The following is a 21104-nucleotide window of genomic DNA, read 5'->3' as shown; positions in this document are numbered from 1 at the left end:
GGATCGCCTACGCTGGTCAGGCGAGGCAGGCGCGCAACCCCGCTTCGAGTTCCGCGCGGTTCAGTTTGCGGCCGATGAACACCAGCTTGCTGTAAGCCTTGTCCTTGCCCCAGACATGGTCGGGCCGGAAATCAATCAGCTTGTGCACGGCCTGAAGAACGAAGAAACGTTGATCGCCCTTGATTTCGAGAATGCCCTTGGTTCGGAAAATATCGTCGCCGCGGGCTTCCAAGAGATCAGAAAGGAATTCCGACAGCCGATTGTGGTCGAACGGCTCGTCGAACACGAAGGACTCAGAGCTGACCGTAGCATCATGTGTGTGATCGTGGTGGTGATGATGATCCAGATTGAGCAACTGGGCCCGCTCCGCGACGTAAGACGGCGCAAAACCGCTGATGCCCAGGATGTTCGAAAGCTCCACCTTTCCGTAGCTTGAACGCACAATCTCCGCGGTCTGGTTGAGCTTGCCCATGTTGCGTTCGAGCGTCTCTATGTCGTCTACAGAGACGAGGTCGATCTTGTTGATCACAATACGATCAGCGGCGACGATCTGATCCACCGCCTGATTGCTGCGCCCGTCAAGGATCGGATCATCGACATGTTGACCGATATGTTTGGCATCCACGAGCGTGACGATGCCGTCGAGCTTCACATGCTTGCCGATCTCCTGGTCGACGAAAAAGGCGGTAGCGACTGGCGTTGGATCGGCAAGGCCGCTGGTCTCGACCAGGATGTGGTCGAACTTGTCCTTGCGCGCGAGCAGCTTCTGCAGGATTTCGATGAGGTCGTTGCGCACGTCGACGAAGCAGCAGATGCAGCCATTCTGCATCTGGTATATCTCTTCCTCCGAAGCGAGGACCAGATCGGAGTCGACGTCGACTTCGCCGAACTCGTTTTCGATCACTGCGATGCGGTGGCCGTGTCGTTCGGTGAGAATGTGGTTCAGCAGGGTGGTTTTGCCCGCCCCTAGGAAGCCTGTGAGGATCGTGACCGGGATCTTGCCGTCGTGGATTTGGTTGGTCTGCATCACTGCCTCTTTTTGCTGTTTTTTGCCTTGAGTGCGTTCAGCACCTGCTCGGGCGTTATCGGGTAATGGCGGAAGCGGACGCCGATGGCGTCGTAGATCGCGTTGGCGATGGCCGGTCCAATCGCGATGATGGGATCTTCGCCGATGCCCTTGGCGCCGTAGGGGCCACCTGGATCCGGCGCCGTTTCCAGGATGATGGTGCGGATAGGCGGCATGTCCATCGACAGCGGCATCTTGTAGTCGACGAAGCTGGGGTTGAGCGAGCGGCCATTGGTGAGGTCAATGACGTAGTCCTCGCTCAACGTGTGCCCGATGCCCTGCTGGATACCGCCTTCGATCTGGCCTGCGGCTGCAATGGGGTGGATGACCTTACCTATCTCATGCACCGGAACGACCTGGAGGACTGCGACTTCACCGGTCTCGGTGTCGACATCCACTTCGGCAAAATGCGCGCCGAAGGAATAGGACTTCGTCGGCATGTAGGTTCCGACGCCAACCAACTGGATGGCAGGCATGCCGCGCCGCGGCCCGACCGCTTCCGCGAGGCTGACGCTGCGGTTCGAGCCGCTCGTGGACACGATGATACCGTCGCGGATCGTCAGTTCGGCCGGCGTTGTTTCGAGTAGCGGAGCCGTGTGATTGAGGATCTGGTCGCGCACCTCCGCCGCCGCGATCTGCGCCGCCCGTCCGCCCATATAGGTCGTGTGGCTGGCGAAGGCGCCGATGTCCCATGGGACGATATCGGTGTCACCTTGAACGACTGAGACCGTCTCGAACGGTACGCCTAGTTCTTCGGCAACGATTTGCGACAACGCCGTGTGCGCGCCTGTGCCGAGGCCCGCGGTACCGGTGATGAGCGTCACAGTGCCGTCCTCGTTCATCTTGACGATGGCATTGCCCTGCTCTTTGATGCCGGGATAGGCGCTCGACCCGTGCATCTCGCAGCCGATGCCAAAGCCACGCCGCTTGACGCCCGTCGACTTGCTGCGCTTCCGGAGATTGCTCCAGTCGGTTTCTTCCATGACACGGCGGATGCAGTCCTCCAGGCCGTGCCCGACGATGGGATGGCCCGATGGGGCGATGTCGCCTTCGCGTACTGCATTCATCAACTTGAATTCGGCTGGATCGAAGCCGAGCTTTTCCGCCGCCTCGTCGATCATCAGGTCTAAAGCATAGTAAGTCTGCACCACGCCATAGCCACGAAACGCCCCGGCAATCGGCGTGTTGGTGTAAATGCAGCGGCCTTCGAGGCGGATGTTTTCGCAACGGTAGAGCGAGGTCAAAGCTGCTGTGCCGACATTGGTTACGCCCGGACCGTGCGAGCCATAGGCGCCCGAATTGAAGGTGATCTTGGCCTCACGCGCAACGATGCGGCCGTCCTTGGTGAAGCCCTGCTTCAGCCAGATCTTGCCGGGATGGCGCGAACGGCCGCCAAGGAACGTTTCCTTGCGCGTGAATTCCATGCGCACCGGCCGGCCGGTTTCCTTGGCGAGCAGTGCGCAGAGGAACTCGTGCTGGAACAGATCCTGTTTTGCACCGAAACCGCCGCCCATATGCTCGACCAGCACGCGAACCTTGTTGAGCGGGATGCCGAGAACCTCTGCCAGCGTGCCACGCACCATGAAKGCACTCTGCGTCGAGGTCCACATCGTCAGCTTGCCGTTGCCGTCCCACTGGCTGACGCAGACGTTGGGCTCCATATAGGCCGGCGTTGGCCGACCAAGATCATACTCTCGCTCGAGGATCAGGTCGGCCTCGGCGAAGCCCTTGTCGACGTCGCCGCGATTGACTGTCACCGTCGGCAGGACATTGTTGTTGTCCAGCCCATTGTCGTGGATTGCGGATGCGCCTGCCTTCATTGCGTCTTCGATGGTGAAGGCGGTCGGCAGTGGCTCGTACTCGACCTCGATCAGCTCGACGGCGCGCTCAGCGATCTCTTCGGAGATTGCGACCACGGCGGCGACGCCTTCGCCCCAGTAGCGAACCTTGTCTTCCAGAATGTACTGGTCCTTGGTCACCGAGGCCGAGCGCGGGTGTGGCGAACCCGAGTGCAGAACGTGGGGCACGTTCTGGTGGGTCAGCACCGCCTTCACGCCCTTGAGAGCTAGCGCCTTGCTGGTGTCGATGCTCTTGATCTTGGCATGAGCAATGTTGCTGCGCTTCATCTTGGCATGCAGCATGCCTGGCAATGCTACGTCACCGGCGTATCGCGCCGTACCCGTGACCTTTTCCAGCGTGTCGGAGCGCTTGACGCTCTTGCCGACAACGGAGAAATCGCGCGTGCCATTGTCGGGAATGATGCGTTCGTGAGAATTCATAGCGTCTTCGCCTTTCTCAACTCGTCGGCAGTGGCCTTGATAGCGTCGATGATCTTTGTGTAGCCGGTGCAGCGGCAGATGTTTCCAGCGATGGCGAACCGGATCTCGTCTTCGTTTGGGTTGGGGTTTTCGTCGAGCAGGGCCTTGGCCATCATGATGATGCCGGGCGTGCAGAAGCCGCATTGCGCGCCGCCGAACTCCATGAATTTTTCCTGGAGGAGGTGAGGGCGGTCATAGGCCAGTTGCAGGCCCTCGATGGTTTCGATTGTTGAGCCTTCGGCCTCGACCCCGAGGATCAGGCAGGCGTTGACTGGCTTGCCATCCATGACAATCGTGCAGGCGCCGCAGTCGCCAACGTCACAGCCCTTCTTGGTGCCGGTCAGGCCGCCCTCATTGCGCAGCGCATCGAGCAGCGTGATGTTGGGCGCAATGGCGAGGTCCTGCGCTTCTCCGTTGATGATCATCGATACCAGCTGGTTCATTGAACACCTCCCATGGCGTAGTCGATCGCGCGGCGCGTCAGCACGCCGACCATGTCGTGGCGGTAGGCAGCGCTTGCCCGCACATTGCCGATTGGGGTGGATTCGAGCATTGCACTTTCGGCTGCCTCGGCGAGCAGCGCATCGTCGATTGTACGCCCGCGCAACAGCGCTTCGGTCTTTCGCGCCCGGATGGCAGTCGGGGCTACGGCGCCGAGCGCGATGCGGATATCCGAACATCTGTCGCCGTCATGTTCTAGGCTGACGGCAACGCTCACGGTTGCGAGTTCCATCGCCTTGCGGCGACCATGCTTGATGTAGGCCTTGCCGCTGGTTGACTGCGGTGCAGGCACGGTTATCCCGGTCACGATATCGCCTGGGACAAGAACCGTTCGTCCGGGGCCGGTAAAGAACTCTTCCAATAAGACGCTGCGCTCGCCTGCAGTGTTGAAGACCGTAAGGCTTGCGCCGTCGGCGATGAGTGGTGGGATGGTGTCGGCAGACGGCGAGGCCCGGCAGATGTTGCCGACCACGGTTGCCCTGTTGCGGACCTGGACTGAACCGAGCAGGCTCACAGCCTTTGCCAGGTTGGGATAGTTCTGGATGACGACGGGCGAGGTTTCGATCTCTCGGACGCTGACTAGCGCGCCGAAGCGTAAGCCCGCCTGTGGGTCAAAGGAGAATTCCCTGAGGTCGGGAATCTTCTTTATGTTCACCACATGCAGGGCAGTGCGGAGGTTCTCCTTGAGCTCGACAAGGAGGTCGGTGCCGCCAGCGATGATGCTGGCGTCCTTGCCGAGTTGCGCTAGCAGGGCGCTTGCCTCCGCAAGGCTCACGGGCTCGTAGTAGTCGAAGCGTTTCATTCAAGTTCCTCCCTTGTGTTGGCCGGTTTTCCCCCTCGCCAACCGCGATTGGGGTCAATCGAAATCCAGTCTGGCGCCTTCGCTGCCAGTTGGGCCGGTTCTCTCACCAGCCTCATTGTCTTGATGGATTTGCTGTATCGCCGCCTCCCGGTCGGCGCCGAGTACGCTTTCCAGCGCGCGCAGATGGGCGGTGTTCAACCGAGCTGCTTCTTCGCCGTTGCCCATGGCGATCGCCTCGACGATCTCGGCGTGAGCGTGGTTGCCGCAGAAGCGCTGCTTGGTGTCGGGCCGCGACCAGGACAGCAGCGGCTGCCGGTTGATCAGGTCGCGTATGACCCCGGTAAGGACATCATTGCCGGCGAGTTCGGCGAGCATGAGGTGGAAACGTCGTGACAGATGCCGGCCGTCTTCGATCCTGTTGGCACCGTACGCTTGACGCTCCTCGTCGACGAAGGCACGCAGCCGCGCGAGAGCGTCCTCAGTGATGTTTTCGGCCAATGTCTTGACCGTCGATACCTCGATAACGACACGCGCGTCGAAAATCTGGCGCGCTTCGTCGGGTGAGCACATCGCAATCGTTGCACCCTTGTTGGGGCTGAGTTCCACCAGGCCGGCATGGGCTAGGCGCACGAGGCCGTTGCGGATTGCCGACCTGCTGGCGCCGGAGGCGATGCCAAGTTCACGCTCGATCAGCCGCGCGCCCGGGGCGATCCGGTGGCTGAGAACCGCCTCGACGATGACCTCGACGACCCGCTGCTCTGCCTCCGGGCCGCTCATCGCTGCTCCGGCCGTCGGGCGAGCACTGTTGGTCACTGGAAGGAAGGGGGATAAGGCCATTGCGGGCTCCAAGGATCAATTGTTGACAATCTATTCTTGGAATATTGATTGTCAACAAAATCATACTAAGTAATATATCTCAAATATAATAGCCAAAAACTAAAGTTTTATTAGCGAATTCTCGATCTTGGCATTCAAGAGTACAGTATCTGATAAATCTACGTTTGAACGAGTAGCGACGACGATTTAGCTTTTGATCACCGTAAATTCATTTACGATGAACGAAGGCGTGAAATGTCGGAATCAGAATTCAAAGGAACTGTAGAATTTAGGGGAATATGCGATTTATCGGCAGCKCTCTACATGCCGTAGAGCGCCCTTCCGCCGACTGATAAAAAATCCATAACAATTTATATTGATAATGAAATTGTTTAATCAATTGGACGTTCGTAGGTTTGATCGTGACGGATGATGGGACAGCATGGAGTTGGTGGATGCGTACACTTTCCTGGGCGCGTATCAACGAGAACAGCCGTCCATATGTACTACGTGGTGGACGTATTGCAGGGGCTAGAGACGCAGATCGCCCGGTTGACATTCTGGTCTCCGACCAAGGCCGCATCGTCGGAATTGGTGACCGGTTGGAAGTCGGCGCTGAGACCGACCAGGTCGACATCTCCGGCACCCTGGTGTCGCCGGGTTTCGTCGACGTCCATCAGCATCTCGACAAGACCGGCGTCCTGAAATTCACGCCCAATCCCTCGGGCACTCTGCAGGGTGCCCGCGATGCCTTTGCAAAATATGCGCGTACCGCGCCGCCTGAAGACGTAACCAAGCGTGCCTCGCGGACCATGGCACGCTGCCTGGCGCGCGGCACGACGGCTATTCGCAGCCATATAAACGTCGACAAGGATGCCGGCTTCAACGGCATCGAGGCCTTGGCGCAACTCCGTACGGAGTGGGCCGACCGTCTGACGCTGCAACTCGTCGCCTTCATGACCCCCCATCCCAACCAGGATCTCGATTGGCTGGCCAACAACGTCAACGCGGCGGTCGTATTGGCCGATGCCGTTGGAGGCACGCCGGCGGTGGCGGAAGATCCCCCGCGTTACCTGGACCTTCTGTTTGCGGCTGCGGTGCGCCACGGCAAGCCGGTCGACTTGCATCTGGACGAACACCTCAATGCCGAGCGGCCGCTGTTTGACGCGGTGTTTGAACGGGTTCGCAAATACGGCATGCAGGGCAGGACCGTGCTTGGCCATGCATCGGTGTTGAGTGCGCTGCCGCGCAGCGAGTTCGAACGCATCCGCGACCAGATGCTCGAACTGCAGATCGGTGTCGTGACCTTGCCCGCTGCCAACCTCTATCTCCAGGGTCGCAGTCACGACCTGCTGCCGCCACGCGGTTTGACGCGGGTCGCAGAGTTGATGCGCGCGGGCGTTCCGATAGCCACCGCTTCCGACAACATCCAGGATCCATTCGTGCCGACTGGGTCGGGCGACATGCTCGAGATCGCGCGCTGGACACTTCTGGCCGGCCATCTGCGTGGTGACGAACTTGCGACAGTTTACGAGATGATCACCAGCATCCCGGCCAAACTGATGGCCTTGGGGAGTGACTACGGCGTCCGCGAGGGCGCTTGGGCCGATCTCGTCATCAGCGACTGCGACGATGCCAGTGCGCTGGTGGCGTCAGGGCCGGACCGGATGCAGGTATTAGCCAAAGGGAAGCCGGTTCTGGGAGGAGCCGAGCTGCCATGTGCGGAGGTCTGCGCGATGGTGGAGAAAAGCTGACCGACGAGCAAAATCGTCGGGAAGGCATGATGACAAAAACAAGGGAGGAGCATCATGATGATCACGAGAAGGATTTATCTGGCGGGAATGACGGCTGTGGCTGCGGCCTTGGTCTTTGGACCAGCGGCCGCTCAGGACAAGCCGTTCAAGATGGGACTTCTGGTCCCGGGCAGCGTGTCTGAAGAGGGCTGGAACCGCATCGGCTACAACGCGCTCAAGGGCGTTGAAAAGGAACTTGGAGCACAGGTCAGCTATGTCGAGCTGGCACAGAACCCGGCATCCTTCGAAAAGGCGTTCCGCGACTTTGCCAGCCAGGGCTACAACGTCATCCTCGGCCACGGTTTCGAACTGCAGGATGCGGCACTTGCCGTAGCACCTGAATACCCAGACACCGTCTTTCTGGTCTCCTCGAGCTATGTCGCCGAGGGCAACGTTATTGGCCTGAACACCGATACCAGCCAGCCTTTCTATCTGATGGGTGTGATCGCAGCGAAAACCGGCAAGAAGGCCGGGCTCGTCGGGGGCATGGAAATTCCACCGATCAAGGAAGCCTTCGAAGGCTTCACGAACGGCGCCAGGAGTGTTTCTCCGGATTTCCCGATCAGCGAGGTCTACATCGGCAATTTCACCGACACGACCGCGACCAAGGAAGCCAGCCTCAGCATGATCGCCCAGGGTGCTGACTTTGTGGTGCCGAACGCCTCCGGCGCGACGGTAGGCGGTTACCAGGCAGTGGCGGAGTCCGGTGGCGACGTGAAGACATTCAGTATCTTCAGTGATTTCACCGAGGTCGCTCCGAAGAATATCCTCGGCCTCTATGTTGCCGATTATGCAAGTGGCGTGGTCCGTATCGTTGGCGACATCAAGAATGGCAACAAGCCCACCACGAATGTCGACTTCGGCCTGAAGGACACTGACGTGATGAAGTTTTCCTACAACGACGCGGCCGGAACGCCTGTCTCGGCAGAGGTCCGCACATATGTCGAGGAGGTGAAGGCCAAGATCGCGTCAGGGGAGATCAAGACCCGGCAGAAATAAGCACCAGCCTCGCCCTGAACTCATGATGAAGAAGAAATGGAGGGCATCATGCGGATCACAAGACGGAACTGTCTGGCCGGCGTAGCTGCTCTGGTAGGGGGCCTGGCGGGTAGCCAGGCTTTCGCCCAGGACGCATTCAAGATGGGGCTTCTGGTGCCGGGCAGCGTCGCGGAAGAGGGCTGGAACCGCATCGCTTACGACGCGCTCAAGCGTGTAGAAAAAGAGCTAGGTGCTGACGTCAGCTATGTCGAGCTGCACGACAATCCCACGGCCTTCGAAAGTGCGTTCCGTAACTACGCCGCGCAGGGTTATGACGTGGTGCTCGGCCACGGCTTCCAGTTTCAGGACGCCGCGCTGAATGTCGCTCCGGAGTTCTCGGACACGACCTTCCTGATTTCGTCGAGTTACATCCACGAGGGCAATGTCATCGGTCTTAACACCGATTCCAGCGAACCCTTTTATCTGATGGGTGTGATTGCGGCGAAGACGGGCAAGTCGGCCGGCCTGATCGGCGGGATGGAAATTCCACCGATCAAGCAGTCCTTCGAAGGATTCGTCAACGGCGCTAGAAGCGTCGACCCGAACTTCTCCGTGCCGTTGATCTACCTCAACACCTTCACCGATGCGACGGCAGCGAAGGAGGCCGCACTCAGCATGTTCGCCCAAGGCGCCACGCTGGTCGTGCCAAATGCCAACGCAGCCGGGTTGGGTGTTATCCAGGCCGCACGCGAGGCGGGTCCAGACGTACGGACATTCAGCGTCTACTCCGACTATACCGACGTCGCCCCGAAGAACATCCTGGGCACCTATCTGGCCGACTACGGGCAGGGCATCGTCCGCATAGTCTCCGAGGTGAAGGCCGGCAGCTTCAAGCCTAACGCCAATATCGTGTTCGGCTTGAAGGACTCAGACGTCATGAAGTTCAGCTACAACGACGAGGCCATCGGCACCGTCCCGGCTGACGTCCGAAAATATGTCGACGAGGTCAGGGCGAAGATCGTCTCCGGCGAGATCGTTACCCGTCAGAAGTAAGCCGCAATTCTTCACCGGGCGGCGGTCATTACGAACGGCCGCCCGGTCCTTTCCCGTTCTGAAAGCGATGGAATTCATGGCAAATATCGAAAGCGGGCAGCCTGTGGCGGTCGCCGCGGATCATTTCAAAGGCGCCAGACGCATCCTGTCTCGTATCTTGAAGGCAATTGCCTTGCCGGCCGCAGCCGTGCTGGTCGCCCTGGCATGCGGTGCGGTTCTGCTCGGCCTCAACGGCTTCAACGGCTGGGACGTGTTCAGCGTCATGCTATTCGGCGTGTTTCAGGACACCCGTTCGGTTGCCGAAATCCTGCTCAAGGCAACACCGCTGATCCTGATTGGTGTTGGCCTGTGCGTGGCTTTCCGCTGCAGCATCTGGAACATCGGCGCCGAGGGCCAATTCTATGCCGGCGCGGTGGCCGCAACGGCCGTCGGCGTCAATTTCGGTGGGCTAACGTCCTGGCTCTATATACCGCTGGTCATCGTCGCCGGCGCTCTCGCCGGGGCTGCCTGGGCGGCGATTGCCGGCCTGCTCAAGATCTACTTCCGGGCAAGCGAGATCGTTACCACGATCATGCTCAACTATATCGCCATCATCACCACAAGCTACCTCGTCACCGGGCCGCTGAGGGACGCGGCTGCGGCCTATCCGCAGTCGGCCAAGCTACTGAAGGAGGCCTGGATGCCGCGCATCCTGCCACCGACAAGGCTGCATATCGGCATTCTTGTCGCGCTGGCACTGGCTGTCGCCGTCTACATTTTCCTGTTCCGCAGCAGTTCCGGCTATGCCGTCAGGGTGGTCGGCATTAGCCCACATGCGGCGCGTTATGCCGGCATGAGCGTGCCCAGGAACATCATGCTGGCGATTTGCATCAGCGGCGCCATGGCCGGCCTTGCCGGAGCCTTCGAGATCGCCGGCGTCACCCACCGCCTCTACCAGAATATTTCGCCCGGCTATGGCTTTGAGGGAATTGCCGTCGCCCTGCTTGCCAACAACAACCCGATTGGCGCGATCTTTTCGGGCATCTTGTTTGCCGTGCTCCGCTCCGGCTCGGAATTGATGCAAATCACGGCCCAGGTGCCGCAGGTGCTGGTTTCGGTGATCCAAGGCATCGTCATCTTGTCGGTTGTCGGCTTCGGCGTTTACCGGTTCCGCACAGCTCGCCCATCCGAATAGGTGAAACATGGAAGATGTTGCAACTCTGAGCTTTCTTGCCACCACGCTGGGCGCCACCTGGCGGCTCGCGACGCCGCTGATCTTCGCCTCGATCGGCGAAATCTTTTCGGAACGCGCCGGCGTTCTCAACATCGGCCTGGAAGGCGTCATGTTGGTCGGTGCCTTTGCTGGCTTCGCGGTGGCCTTTACGACGGGAAGCATCCCGCTTGGGCTGCTCGCAGCAATCGGCGGCGGCATTCTGATTGGGCTTTTGTTCGCCTTCTTCACCATCACCATCAAGGCCGATCAGATCGTCGTAGGCGCCGCGATCAATCTCCTGGGGCTTGGCCTGACGGCGTTTCTATTCCGCGCCTATTTTGTATCGACTGGCAAGGGCGTCGAGATCGCCAAGCCGCTCGATATCCCCTGGCTCAGTGACCTGCCGTTCTTCGGTGAGGCGTTCTTCCGCCAAAATGCGCTCGTCTACAGCACCGTCCTTGTCACCGTGCTTGCGGTGTTCGTGCTTTACAAGACGTCATTTGGCCTCACTCTGCGGGCCGTCGGTGAGCATCCCAAGGCCGTCGATGTCGCCGGCCGTAGCGTTGCGCTCTATCGTTATGGTGCGGTGCTGATCGGTTGCTCTTTGGCCGCATTGGGCGGCGCTTTTCTGACGCTTGGTCACTCAAATCAGTTCGTCGAAGGCATCACCTCGGGTCGTGGTTTCATAGCCCTTGCGGTCGTTGTCTTCGCGCGCTGGTCGCCGATTGGCGCCTTCTTCGTCTCGCTGCTGTTCGGTCTGTTCTACTCGCTCCAGCTCCAGCTCCAGGCGCAGCCTATGCTGCTGGTGCCTTACCAACTGTTCCAGGCGCTGCCTTATGTGATGACGATCATCGCCCTGATGCTCGTGCGCAACAAGGTCGACACACCGAGTATGCTCGGTGTGCCCTACAAGAAAGCTTGAGGAGACCAACATGAGCGGCAAGCCATTGCTTCTGATGGAAAACATCCACAAGCGCTTCGGTGACATCGTCGCCAGTGCCGGGGTGACGTTGGACGTCGAAGAAAACGAAATCCACGCGCTGCTTGGCGAAAACGGCGCTGGCAAGAGCGTTTTGATGAGCATCCTGTGTGGCGTGCTTTCGCCGAACGAAGGTCAGATCATCTTCATGGGCAAGCCGCTTAAGCTCGGCTCGCCGCGCGAGGCGATCAAGCACCGCATCGGCATGGTGCACCAGCATTTCATGCTGGTTCCCAATCTCACCGTTGCCGAAAACTACGTACTCGGCCACGGTTCGCCGTTCAAGCTTATCAACGACATGAGCGACGTGAATGCGCGGATAACCGCTCTCAGCGATCGCTATGGGCTCGACGTCCAACCTGACGCCCTGGTCGCAAATCTTTCGGTCGGCCAGCAGCAGCGCGTCGAGATCCTGAAAGTGCTGTTCCATGGCATCGATCTGCTCATCCTCGACGAGCCGACGGCGGTGCTGACGCCCCAGGAAACGGACAGGTTGCTCGAACTGCTCCGCGATCTGGTTGCCGACGGCAAGACGGTGATCTTCATCTCGCACAAGCTTGACGAGGTGATGCGGGTCAGTGATCGGGTAAGCGTCATGCGCGATGCCAAGGTCGTCTTCACCACCCAGACGTCGTCAACCAATCCGCGCGAACTCGCACGCATGATGGTTGGCCGTGACGTATTGATGGACCTGCCGCGAACGAAGCTTTCTGCCGGCCGGCTTGTATTGTCGGTCGGGGACCTGCACTGCAAAAACGAGCTCGGCTTGCCGGCCGTGCGCGGCGTGTCCTTCGATGTGCGCGAAAGCGAGATCGTCGGTATCGCCGGCGTCTCAGGCAACGGCCAGACCGAACTTGCTCTGGCGCTGACTGGACTGCTTCCCATCACGTCCGGTAGCGTACGTCTCAACGGTCAGGAAATGYGTGGTCTCACGTCACAAGACGTCAACCAGCTGCCCATTTCCCACATACCCGAGGACCGTCACAAGATGGGTATCGTTCTGCCGTTGCCGCTGACTGAAAACGTCCTCCTCCAGCGCTACAACCAGCCGCCTTTCAGTTCGCGCGGCATGCTCGACTTCAGCGAAGTAACCAGCCAGACGCGAGAATTGATGCGGCGCTTCAAGGTCAAGGCCTCTCATCCCGGCGAGCTGATCCAGAACCTCTCAGGTGGTAACCAGCAGAAGCTCGTTGTCGGGCGAGAACTTGCGCGCCGCTTCGATTTCCTTCTTATCAACCAGCTGACGCGCGGCATCGACATCGGCGCAACCGAGCTGGTGATGCAGGAGGTCCTGAAGCAGCGAGAGGCAGGCAAGGCGATCCTGCTGATCTCCACCGAGCTGGAGGAGCTTTTCGCCATCTGCGACCGAATTCTGGTGATTTACGAGGGCCGCATTCTTGGCGAGCTGCCGCCTGATCGTAGCCGCCTCGACGAAATAGGCCTGCTTATGGCCGGCAATGTCAGCGAGGCGATGGCTGCAAGCGAAGCCGTCCATTGATCAGGCCGCGTGTTGTCGTCTTGTTATTGAATGTCTTGAGACAATTCTGCTCATTATGATGGATTGCATAAGAATTGCGGCAGTTGTCTATTCTTCTGCCAGAAGTCCCGATGCCCGGGGCTCGCAGACCAGGTGACCACGCGTGAATGTGACGCTCCGGCAATTGCAGGCATTCATCGCGGTGGCGGATCTTGGCCGTTTCAACTTGGCCGCAGGCGAGCTCAATCTGACACAATCGGCGATCAGCATTCTGATCAAGGAATTAGAAGTCGGATTGAACCACCGCCTGTTTGACCGGCACACCCGGATGGTCAGCCTGACGACAGCGGGCCGGGAATTCCTGCCCCAGGCACGAAAGGTCATCACGGATCTGGAGATTGCCGTCGGCAACATTCACGACCTTGCCGCCTTGCAGCGGGGTCGCGTGACTGTTGCCGCAGCGATCGTGCTTGCGGCCACGCTGCTACCGCCTGTCATCGCGCGGTTCGTCAAGCGATACCCCGATATTTCGGTGCAGATACGCGACATGCCAGAAGAAGAGATGCGGCCGGCGTTAAAGCGCAACGAGGCTGATCTTGGTATAGGCACCATTTCCGGCGACGATCCCGAAATCCAGACTAGCCTGTTGATGCGCGACAGGCTGATGTTGATCTGCCGATCCGATCATCGGCTGGCGCGGACGGGCAAAGTGCATTGGTCGGATCTGACAGGAGAAGCGCTGATCGGCCTTGCCAAGGACAATCCGCTTCGCGACCTGGTCGACCGCGCGCTAATCGCGGCTGGCACGGAGATGAAGACGAAGTACGAGGTGCGTTTTTCAACCACCGCCATCAGCATGGTCGCCGAGGGGCTAGGCGTTGCCGTGCTACCGGAAAATTCGCGCCAGCTCACCACCAACGTCGATGTCAGGGTTATCGAGCTGGTCGGTCCGGTGATCAGCCGCGACATCTCCATCCTTCAGCACCGGCAGCCGATGCTGTCGCCGGCCGCTGCCAAGATGAAGGAGTTTTTGTTAGAGGCCGTGCGGCACGAGAACCGATCTGCCGCGCGCTGAAGCAAGGAGCCTGTCGTTCGTCAGTTGCCCGAGCTTGGCTTCCAGCATTCACGCTGGTTCCAAGACGTTGGCGGAACGAGCAAGCTCGCCTCTTAGAAAATCCGGGTCATCGCGTAGCGACGCTCCCAATGTGGGAGCGGTTGAACGTGTCAGGGAAGGGCGGGGTTACTTGACCTTCCGGGCCCTAGCGGCTGGCTTCACAACTTGGCCAGGCTTGCGACCAAGGCCAGCCGCAAGGGCAAGCGCCGAACGGGTTGCAGCATAAGATGGCGCAACCATAGGATAGTCCGACGGCAGGTTCCATTTGGCGCGATATTCGTCGGGCGTCATGTTGTAGTGGACGCCAAGGTGGCGCTTGAGCGACTTGAATTGCTTACCATCTTCCAAGCAGATGATGTAGTCGTCGGTCACCGACTTCTTGATTGATACCGCTGGCGTCAGCTTTTCTGCTGGTGCCGGCTGAGGCGATGTCAAATTAGACAGCGATGCATGGATGCTGCTGATTAATCCTGGCAATTCACCGGCGGGAACTGGGTTGTTCGAGACGTATGACGCGACAACGTCTGCAGTCAATTCGATCAGTGCGTTTTGATTCACCAGTGCAATTTCAGTCATCACGTGCTCCGCTACGTAGATCCACTTTCTTTTGCTACAGGATGAGTTCTTTCAAAACAAGTGACTCGTTGGTAGTCAAACAATCTGATTTGGTATGATGCTGTAGCCAGGCGGTCCCCGTGCCACGACTGAGGATGGGGAACAAGTCCCGGCTTTGGAAAATACGTTCTATTGCAACAAGCGCATCTCGGCCTCGGCCTGCTCCAGCCAGAATTGCATGTCCATCTCACGATACATCGTCGCCGCAGCGGCTAGGTAGTGGATTTCAGCGTCATTGTGGCTTCGCCAGGAGGCGAAGGACGCTTGCCGCGCTTCGCTGCTGACCGATTTCGAGCGCCCTGCAAGCGCACGAGCAGCGTAATGCCAGCAACGACCCTCAAGTTACGCTCACTGCTCAATGTTTTCGGCCCGCAGCGGTCAAGTTTCCGTTTCAGCCTGATCTTCGCTGTTGCCGCGGCGCCAATAGGAAACAACGAGGTGCTCACGCTTTGATAGTCCACGTTCCTTTCGCAGGTAGGAGCGGATATCGCGAAAGGCGCCAAATTCGCAACCGACCCAGACAAAGACGCTCACGCCGTCGGTGGGGAGACGCACGTCGCGTACCGACTCGGTCAGCAGAGCACCCGGTTCGGCACCATTGCGGCAGAGCCAATGGAGTGGGATTGCGGCATTGATCTCCAGTTGCTGAATCTCGCGTGCATCGGGCACCTCGATCAACGCGACACCGCGCGCTGTTTCGGGCAAGTATTCAAGCATGCGCGATATTGCTGGAAGCGCTGTTTCGTCGCCGGCCAGGAGATACCAGTCTGCCTCGATCAGTCCGCCGCCGCCGGGACCGAATATGCCGATCCGGTCGCCGGGGCGCGCTGTCTCGGCAAAGTCCGATCCCGGCCCGGCATCGGCATGCAGGACGAAGTCGATATCGAGCGTGCCGGCCGCAAGGTCGAGAGCACGCACCGTATATTTGCGTAAGGAGGGACGCCGCTCGGGGTCTTCCCACCTGACAAGTCCGTTTGCGCCAACGTGCGGCCATTGCGGCTCGGCAAGCTCGGGATGCTGGATAAGGATGTTAAGATGCAGCGCGCTCATCTGGGCGAAACGGCCGACATCCTCTCCGGAAAATGTGATGCGGCGCATATGAGGAGTGACGTCACGGATCGCCAGCACCTCAAGGATCTGGAAATTCGGCGGCCGCTCGCAATCGTCGCCGTCTCCAGCCCAGACGATGGCAGGAGCCTCGTCCTCGGCAAGCTCGAGAACATGCGAGGCGACAGTGAGGCGAAGGAAATAGAGTTCTTCGAGGCTGCTAGCGGCTGCATCGACGCGAAGGGCGTCGGCCAGGCGACAAAAGCGGGCACGCGATTGGGCAAAGCGCACGATGCGGGCGTCGTCGGACGTCTCCACCTCGGCGCCATGCTCGACCATATGTTCGCAGAACGCTGCAATCATCGCGTCCGGATCGTCCAGCGCGATGCTGGTGTGTGTAACAAATTCCTTCACCGAAACTCCGTCTATTCGCGGCTGTCCTTCAAGTCCGCGTCCAAGGGCTTATGGTCGGGCGATCTCGTCCTCGATCCCGATCCAGAACGTCCCCTCAAGCGGCACGGCCATGAAACGGCGATTGATCTCGGTCAGAGTTTGTTCAGGATCGAGGTTGGAGAAAAGCTCGGGATGGCACCATTTGGCGAAGCTTTCAAACGCCAGCACCGATAGTGCCGAAATAGAGAGCTGATGCGAGATGCCGAAAGCGCGGCCCGCGCGCACCGCATCGAGTTCGCCAAGAAAGTTGCGTCCGGTCACCGCCTTCAGCGAGGCGCGCGCGGTCGCGGCATCGACCCCGCCGCCGACCACGAGGCCGCCTTGCGCAGCAAGATGCGGACCGCCAGTGCCGATATAGACTCGCGAATCTATGCCAAGCACATACTCTGCGTCAATCTTGCCGTCATAGCCGGGGACCAAGTCGGAGCCCATGCTGTGTCCGCCAGCAAGCCGCATCATTTCAGTGATGCGGTTGTCGGCGCCGGGAATGGCGCAACACAGCGTGCCCGCATGTGCATCGATGAGCACTTCGGGGCGTTCGACCACGCCCTTCAGTCGTTCAGCGACCAGCTGGTAGCGTAGAGCGACGAAATTGGAGAATGCGTCGGCCTCGGCCTCCCGCCCTATCGCCTGGCCCAGAAGCCGCATCGAAAATCCCGTCGCCTCAGCTGGGCCGCGCGCGTCGTTTTCCGGGCCGTCGAGGAAGATCACGGGTACGCCGGCAGCCTCCAACAGTTGCACCGCACTTTCCCAGCCCGGTTGCCAAAGACTCACCACGAAGAGGTCTGGATCGGCACTCAGAATGGATTCCACCGACACATTGGCGGGTACCACGGCCCCCGCGACCGGGATCTTGTCTATGGCGGGGAAGCGGTTGCGGAAGGCGGCATACATGCCACGGTCAAAACGCTGGGGTGCTGCCCAGCCAGCGAGTTTCGAAACCGGATCGGGATCGATCAGCGCCAGCGACAACAGCAGCAGCGGTTCGTTGGTAACGATGCGCGTCGCAGCGGCCTCGAGGCGCACCTCTCGGCCTGCTGCATCCCGCATCAGGATCTCGGCATACGCATGCGGCACGGCAAGCAAGGCTGTGAGGCAACCGAGAACGGCAAGCAGACCGAAACGTTTTCGGCCTGCTTGCCTGTTGGCGGATATGTTCAGATGCGGAACGAACAAGTCCTCACCACGTGGTTTTCAGGTTCGCAGTGAAGACGCGCCCGGCGCCGTAATTGCAGCTGCCGCCTGTTATGTTCAGGCAATGCGAAACATAGGTTTCGTCAAACAGGTTGGTGACATTGACACGCAGCCTGGTGCCTTCGAATTCCTTTTTCAACGCTCCGAAGTCGAACTCGGCACCGACATCGACCAGCGCGCGGCCGGGGATGCGCAGCTTCTCGAGGTAGGTGGCGTCGGTCTGGTAGGACGACGTGGCGCGCACGCCGGCGCTGAGCGACAGGCCCTCTGCATAGGTCGGGCTATAGTTGACCCAGAAGCTGCCCTGGTGCTCGGGCAGGCGCAGCATTTCGCGGCCCACCGACACCGGATTGTTGGAACTAAGCACTTCCGAGCTGGAATAGGCGTAAGAAGCCAGGAGTTCGAACTCAGATGTCAGTTCGTACTTGCCCTCGATCTCGACACCACGCACGCGCTGCTTGCTGGTTTRCACAAACTGCGTCGGCCGCGTCGGGTTGATATCTATCGGGTCGGGCGTCAGCGCATTGTCGAGCGTCAAGTCGAACAGTGACAGCGAGATCAGGCCCCGCCCATCGAGGGGCTGGTACTTGATGCCGATCTCGTATTGCTCGGCGTTCTGAGCGACGAATGGATTGCCGAACCTGTCGTTGCCGAGCAGCGGCAGGAAGGCGGTCGAATAGCTGACATATGGGGCAAGGCCATTGTCGAACAGGTAGGTCAGGCCGGCACGCCCGGTCAGCTTGCTGTCGTTGGTCTCGACCATCGCCGCATTGGTGATGCGGTTGGTGGTTTCAATGTCGGAAAAATCGTAGCGCAGGCCGAACGTGCCGACCCAGTCGCCGTAGTGAACCTGATCCTGCGTATACAGGCCAATCTGGTTCTGCTTCTGATGGGCCGAGGCGGTGACCGGTGCCATCGGGATTGGCAGCCCATAGACCGGATTGAGGAAGTCGATTCCGGGCACTTTCACGCCCCATCCGGTATTGCCGAAATTGGTGTCGGAGATGCCGCGCACATAGTCGATGCCGAACAGGGCGGTGTGGGCGAAATCGCCGGTCTGGAAGCTGGCCTCGGCCTGGCTGTCGACTGCGAAGGTTGAGGTCCAGTCGTCGGAGACGGCCGAGACGCGGTCGAGCTGGCTTGACGGCGTGCCCGAATAGGCGAAGGCCGGGTTCACCAGCGCCAGGAACATATCTTGCTGCGAGTAGCCATAGCGCAGGTTTTGCCGGACGGTCCAGGTTTCGTCGAAGCTATGCGAGAATTCATAGCCGATGTGGCCATAATCGCGGTTGAATTCCTCGGCATTGGTATCGCCGAGGAACACCTCGCGAGGGATCTGGCCGGCCGGATTTGGCAACAGCGTGCCCACTGCCGGATAAAAGCGTGGGCTGAAGATGTCGCGGTCGCGCTGGTAGTAGGCATAGAGCGTCAGCGAGGTGTCGTCGTTAGGGTTCCAAGTCAGGCTCGGCGCCAGCATGATCTTGCGATCGCGCTCCATGTCGATCTGCGTGTTCATGTTCTTGGCAAGGCCGGTGAAGCGGTAGAGCCAGTTCCCGTCTTCAGTCAGCGCGCCGGTCATATCGACCGCGCCCTGTATGCCGCCGAAGCCGCTGGTCTCCACCGAGGCTTCGCGATAGGTCTCGGCTTGCGGGCGTTTGCTGACCTGGTTGACCAGCCCTCCCGGTACGGCGCGGCCGTAGAGAACGGAGGCCGGTCCCTTGATGACCTCGACGCGCTCCAGCGCATAGGGATGGATGCTCGGCGTGGCATAATTCAGCGGGTCACCGGCGACAGCCAGGCCGTCGAGCCACATGGTGCCATAGCTGTTGAAGCCCCTGATATAGAGCCAGTCATAGCGTAGATCGTAGCCATTTGGGTCGGGCAGAACGCCCGGCGTATACCGCAATGCTTCGGCGACAGAATTGACGCCTTGGGCATCCATCTGGCCGCGGGTGACGACATTGACGGCCTGTGGCGTTTCGATGAGTGGAGTGTTGGTCTTGGATGCTGCTGCACTACGCTTGGCGACGATGCCAGTGTCGGGCCCTCGCGGACTTTCAGTGCCCACCTCGATTGTTTCAAGCACCACCGCATTGCCGCCAGCGGTCTTTGCTGCAGCAGTCGTTGTGGTTTTGGCCTGCTGGGCATGGGCGGGTAGGGCGACAACGACGGTCAGCACAGTGGACACCAGAAGCAGCGCACCGCTTAGGCGCCAGCTCTGTTTGCCTATTCCGGAATGGCTCTTTGAAATCTCCGTACCGCGCACGTTTCGCCCCTATCCAGACGCCGGGCGCCCATCCGGACGCGCCAAGGCGCTCTCACCACAAATCCGCTCATCGGTTTGGTGCCGATGCGCCAGTTCAAAAACTTGACTATTATAATCAAGTTAACCTATTCACTAGGGCACCATGGCATGGCTGACAACGCAGGAACCTTTRCGCGACGATCAGAAACGTTTGCGGTCCAACGAAATTGCGCCCCAGCGCCATGATCGCGTGGGCCGGCCGCGGCATATCCAGAGAAACATGCCCGAGGGGCTGGAAAGGCATCATCAATGAGGTCGGGCTTAAGCGATCATAGCTTGGCCCGGAGCGGCCGAAAGCGTGTCCGGGTCAGCGATTTCATGCAAATGGACGGCGTTGTTCTTGACAGCCAAGACGACCGGCTATCGATGGAAGACACGCTCATCGATGGCGAGTACCTGCGTCAGGAGCTACGCCATGGCCTGTTCCTGCATGTCAGCGACGCTGTCGAGGAGCGCGACTTTACAGTGACCTCGCGCCAGCGCGAGGAGCTGTCCTGCATCTTCTTCCTCGATGGCAAGATCGACCTCAAAATCGGCGACCGCCGCTTCGAGTTCAAGGGCGATCAGCGCGGTGTCATACAAGGCGCGGCCATCATGAGTTCTGGCGCCGAAAGCTTCGAACGGGCATCGGTGGGGCATCAGCATGTACGCCATCTCGTTGTCTCGGCGACGCCCGAATGGCTCAATATCGACGGCATGGAAGAGATGGGCGACGAGCGCGTGGCCATGAGGCTGCTGAAGGACAATCTCGCTGATCATCGCTGGGCGACTACACCGCGCGTTGCCGAATTGATCCGCCAGATCGTCACGCCGCAAGCATTTTCGCCCACTTTGCGTAATCTCTATCTCGAAGGTCGCGCCGTCGAGATCGTAGCCGAAACCATCTCAGCGGTCATGCATACCGACCGCCGAGCCGTCCCGGGCTCAATCCTGCGCAGCCATGAAATCATCCGTCTCAGGCGTGCAAAGGACCTGATTGCTGAAAGTTTGACCGCGCCTTTGAGCGTCGAGTTGATCGCGCGCGAATCCGGCATCAGCGCCAGCGGGCTGCAACGCCTGTTCCGCATGTCGGAAGGTCACAGTGTCTTCGAATACGTCCGCCGCCTCCGCCTCGATCGCGCATTCCAAGTATTGAAGGGTGGCGAGACCAGCGTCCAGGAAGCCAGCGCCATTGCTGGTTATTCGAACCCGGCCAACTTCGCTACTGCCTTCCGGCGGCAGTTCGGCATCACCCCCCGCGAGGCGCTGGCTTTGCCGCAGGACGGGCGAAGCTAGGGCGTCGACCTGTCCAAAGTATCGCCAGTCGGCCCGCGACATCCAAGCCCGCAACTGAACACCACCAGCCATTGAGGCGCGTGCGAATATAGGGGCGGAGCGGCCGGGAGGCTCTGCGCACGAGAT

At 59.8% G+C, this 21104-nt stretch carries 17 protein-coding genes; 8 read left to right on the top strand and 9 right to left on the bottom strand.

Annotation, left to right across the window (positions count from 1 at the left end; all coding sequences use genetic code 11):
- Window positions 1–16 precede the first annotated feature (16 nt).
- Genes AC1DWF_RS03265 through AC1DWF_RS03245 form a run of 5 tightly spaced genes read right to left on the bottom strand, consistent with a single transcriptional unit; the run spans window position 17 to window position 5524 of the window.
- Window positions 17–1027 carry a CobW family GTP-binding protein gene (locus tag AC1DWF_RS03265; protein WP_476785631.1) on the bottom strand — a complete coding sequence of 337 codons (1011 nt, stop codon included), beginning with the start codon at window positions 1025–1027 and terminating at the stop codon, window positions 17–19.
- A complete protein-coding gene (locus tag AC1DWF_RS03260; protein WP_476804356.1) occupies window positions 1027–3345 on the bottom strand; it encodes a xanthine dehydrogenase family protein molybdopterin-binding subunit in 2319 nt (772 codons plus the stop codon). The genes AC1DWF_RS03265 and AC1DWF_RS03260 overlap by 1 nt, the downstream gene beginning before the upstream one ends.
- Window positions 3342–3827 (bottom strand): (2Fe-2S)-binding protein, encoded by a 486-nt coding sequence (locus AC1DWF_RS03255; protein WP_476804355.1) that lies wholly within the window; start codon window positions 3825–3827, stop codon window positions 3342–3344. The genes AC1DWF_RS03260 and AC1DWF_RS03255 overlap by 4 nt, the downstream gene beginning before the upstream one ends.
- Window positions 3824–4687, bottom strand: a complete 864-nt coding sequence (locus tag AC1DWF_RS03250; protein WP_476787150.1) for an FAD binding domain-containing protein — start codon at window positions 4685–4687, stop codon at window positions 3824–3826. Before AC1DWF_RS03250 ends, AC1DWF_RS03255 begins: the two co-directional genes overlap by 4 nt.
- A 54-nt stretch (window positions 4688–4741) precedes the next feature.
- Window positions 4742–5524: a GntR family transcriptional regulator gene (locus tag AC1DWF_RS03245; RefSeq protein ID WP_476804354.1), complete on the bottom strand. Its 783-nt coding sequence runs from the start codon at window positions 5522–5524 to the stop codon at window positions 4742–4744.
- 434 nt (window positions 5525–5958) lie between these two features.
- Here AC1DWF_RS03245 and AC1DWF_RS03240 point away from each other — a divergent pair, with 434 nt between their 5' ends.
- From AC1DWF_RS03240 to AC1DWF_RS03210, 7 genes are all read left to right on the top strand, one after another.
- The gene (locus tag AC1DWF_RS03240; RefSeq protein WP_476804353.1) at window positions 5959–7257 is read left to right on the top strand and encodes an amidohydrolase family protein; all 1299 of its coding nucleotides are present in this window, start codon (window positions 5959–5961) and stop codon (window positions 7255–7257) included.
- A 54-nt stretch (window positions 7258–7311) separates the two neighbouring features.
- Entirely contained in the window at window positions 7312–8295 is a 984-nt protein-coding gene (locus tag AC1DWF_RS03235) for a BMP family protein (RefSeq protein WP_476787872.1), read from the top strand.
- A 48-nt stretch (window positions 8296–8343) separates the two neighbouring features.
- The gene (locus AC1DWF_RS03230; protein WP_476787871.1) at window positions 8344–9327 is read left to right on the top strand and encodes a BMP family lipoprotein; all 984 of its coding nucleotides are present in this window, start codon (window positions 8344–8346) and stop codon (window positions 9325–9327) included.
- 76 nt (window positions 9328–9403) lie between these two features.
- Window positions 9404–10501, top strand: coding sequence for an ABC transporter permease (locus AC1DWF_RS03225; protein WP_476787870.1), 1098 nt, complete (start codon window positions 9404–9406; stop codon window positions 10499–10501).
- A gap of 7 nt (window positions 10502–10508) precedes the next feature.
- Window positions 10509–11441 (top strand): ABC transporter permease, encoded by a 933-nt coding sequence (locus tag AC1DWF_RS03220; RefSeq protein WP_476787869.1) that lies wholly within the window; start codon window positions 10509–10511, stop codon window positions 11439–11441.
- 10 nt (window positions 11442–11451) lie between these two features.
- Window positions 11452–12996, top strand: coding sequence for an ABC transporter ATP-binding protein (locus AC1DWF_RS03215; protein WP_476841449.1), 1545 nt, complete (start codon window positions 11452–11454; stop codon window positions 12994–12996).
- 142 nt (window positions 12997–13138) lie between these two features.
- A complete protein-coding gene (locus tag AC1DWF_RS03210; protein ID WP_476787868.1) occupies window positions 13139–14050 on the top strand; it encodes a LysR substrate-binding domain-containing protein in 912 nt (303 codons plus the stop codon).
- Window positions 14051–14215: 165 nt separating this feature from the next.
- Here AC1DWF_RS03210 and AC1DWF_RS03205 read toward each other — a convergent pair whose 3' ends face one another.
- The 4 genes from AC1DWF_RS03205 to AC1DWF_RS03190 form a co-directional block, all read right to left on the bottom strand.
- Window positions 14216–14665, bottom strand: coding sequence for a Ros/MucR family transcriptional regulator (locus tag AC1DWF_RS03205; protein ID WP_476785416.1), 450 nt, complete (start codon window positions 14663–14665; stop codon window positions 14216–14218).
- A gap of 417 nt (window positions 14666–15082) precedes the next feature.
- Window positions 15083–16165: a DUF2218 domain-containing protein gene (locus AC1DWF_RS03200; RefSeq protein WP_476787867.1), complete on the bottom strand. Its 1083-nt coding sequence runs from the start codon at window positions 16163–16165 to the stop codon at window positions 15083–15085.
- Window positions 16166–16213: 48 nt separating this feature from the next.
- Window positions 16214–17254: an ABC transporter substrate-binding protein gene (locus AC1DWF_RS03195; RefSeq protein WP_476784230.1), complete on the bottom strand. Its 1041-nt coding sequence runs from the start codon at window positions 17252–17254 to the stop codon at window positions 16214–16216.
- A 130-nt stretch (window positions 17255–17384) separates the two neighbouring features.
- Window positions 17385–19664: a TonB-dependent siderophore receptor gene (locus AC1DWF_RS03190; RefSeq protein ID WP_476841448.1), complete on the bottom strand. Its 2280-nt coding sequence runs from the start codon at window positions 19662–19664 to the stop codon at window positions 17385–17387.
- Between the two features lie 363 nt (window positions 19665–20027).
- Between AC1DWF_RS03190 and AC1DWF_RS03185 the strand changes: the two genes are divergently transcribed.
- Window positions 20028–20978, top strand: coding sequence for a helix-turn-helix transcriptional regulator (locus tag AC1DWF_RS03185; RefSeq protein WP_476784228.1), 951 nt, complete (start codon window positions 20028–20030; stop codon window positions 20976–20978).
- The last annotated feature ends 126 nt before the right edge of the window (window positions 20979–21104 follow it).

It is taken from the genome of Aminobacter sp. P4_D5 (genome assembly GCF_056401815.1).
The sequence above is the reverse complement of the archived record's forward strand: the minus strand, read 5'-3'. Positions and strand labels throughout refer to the sequence as shown.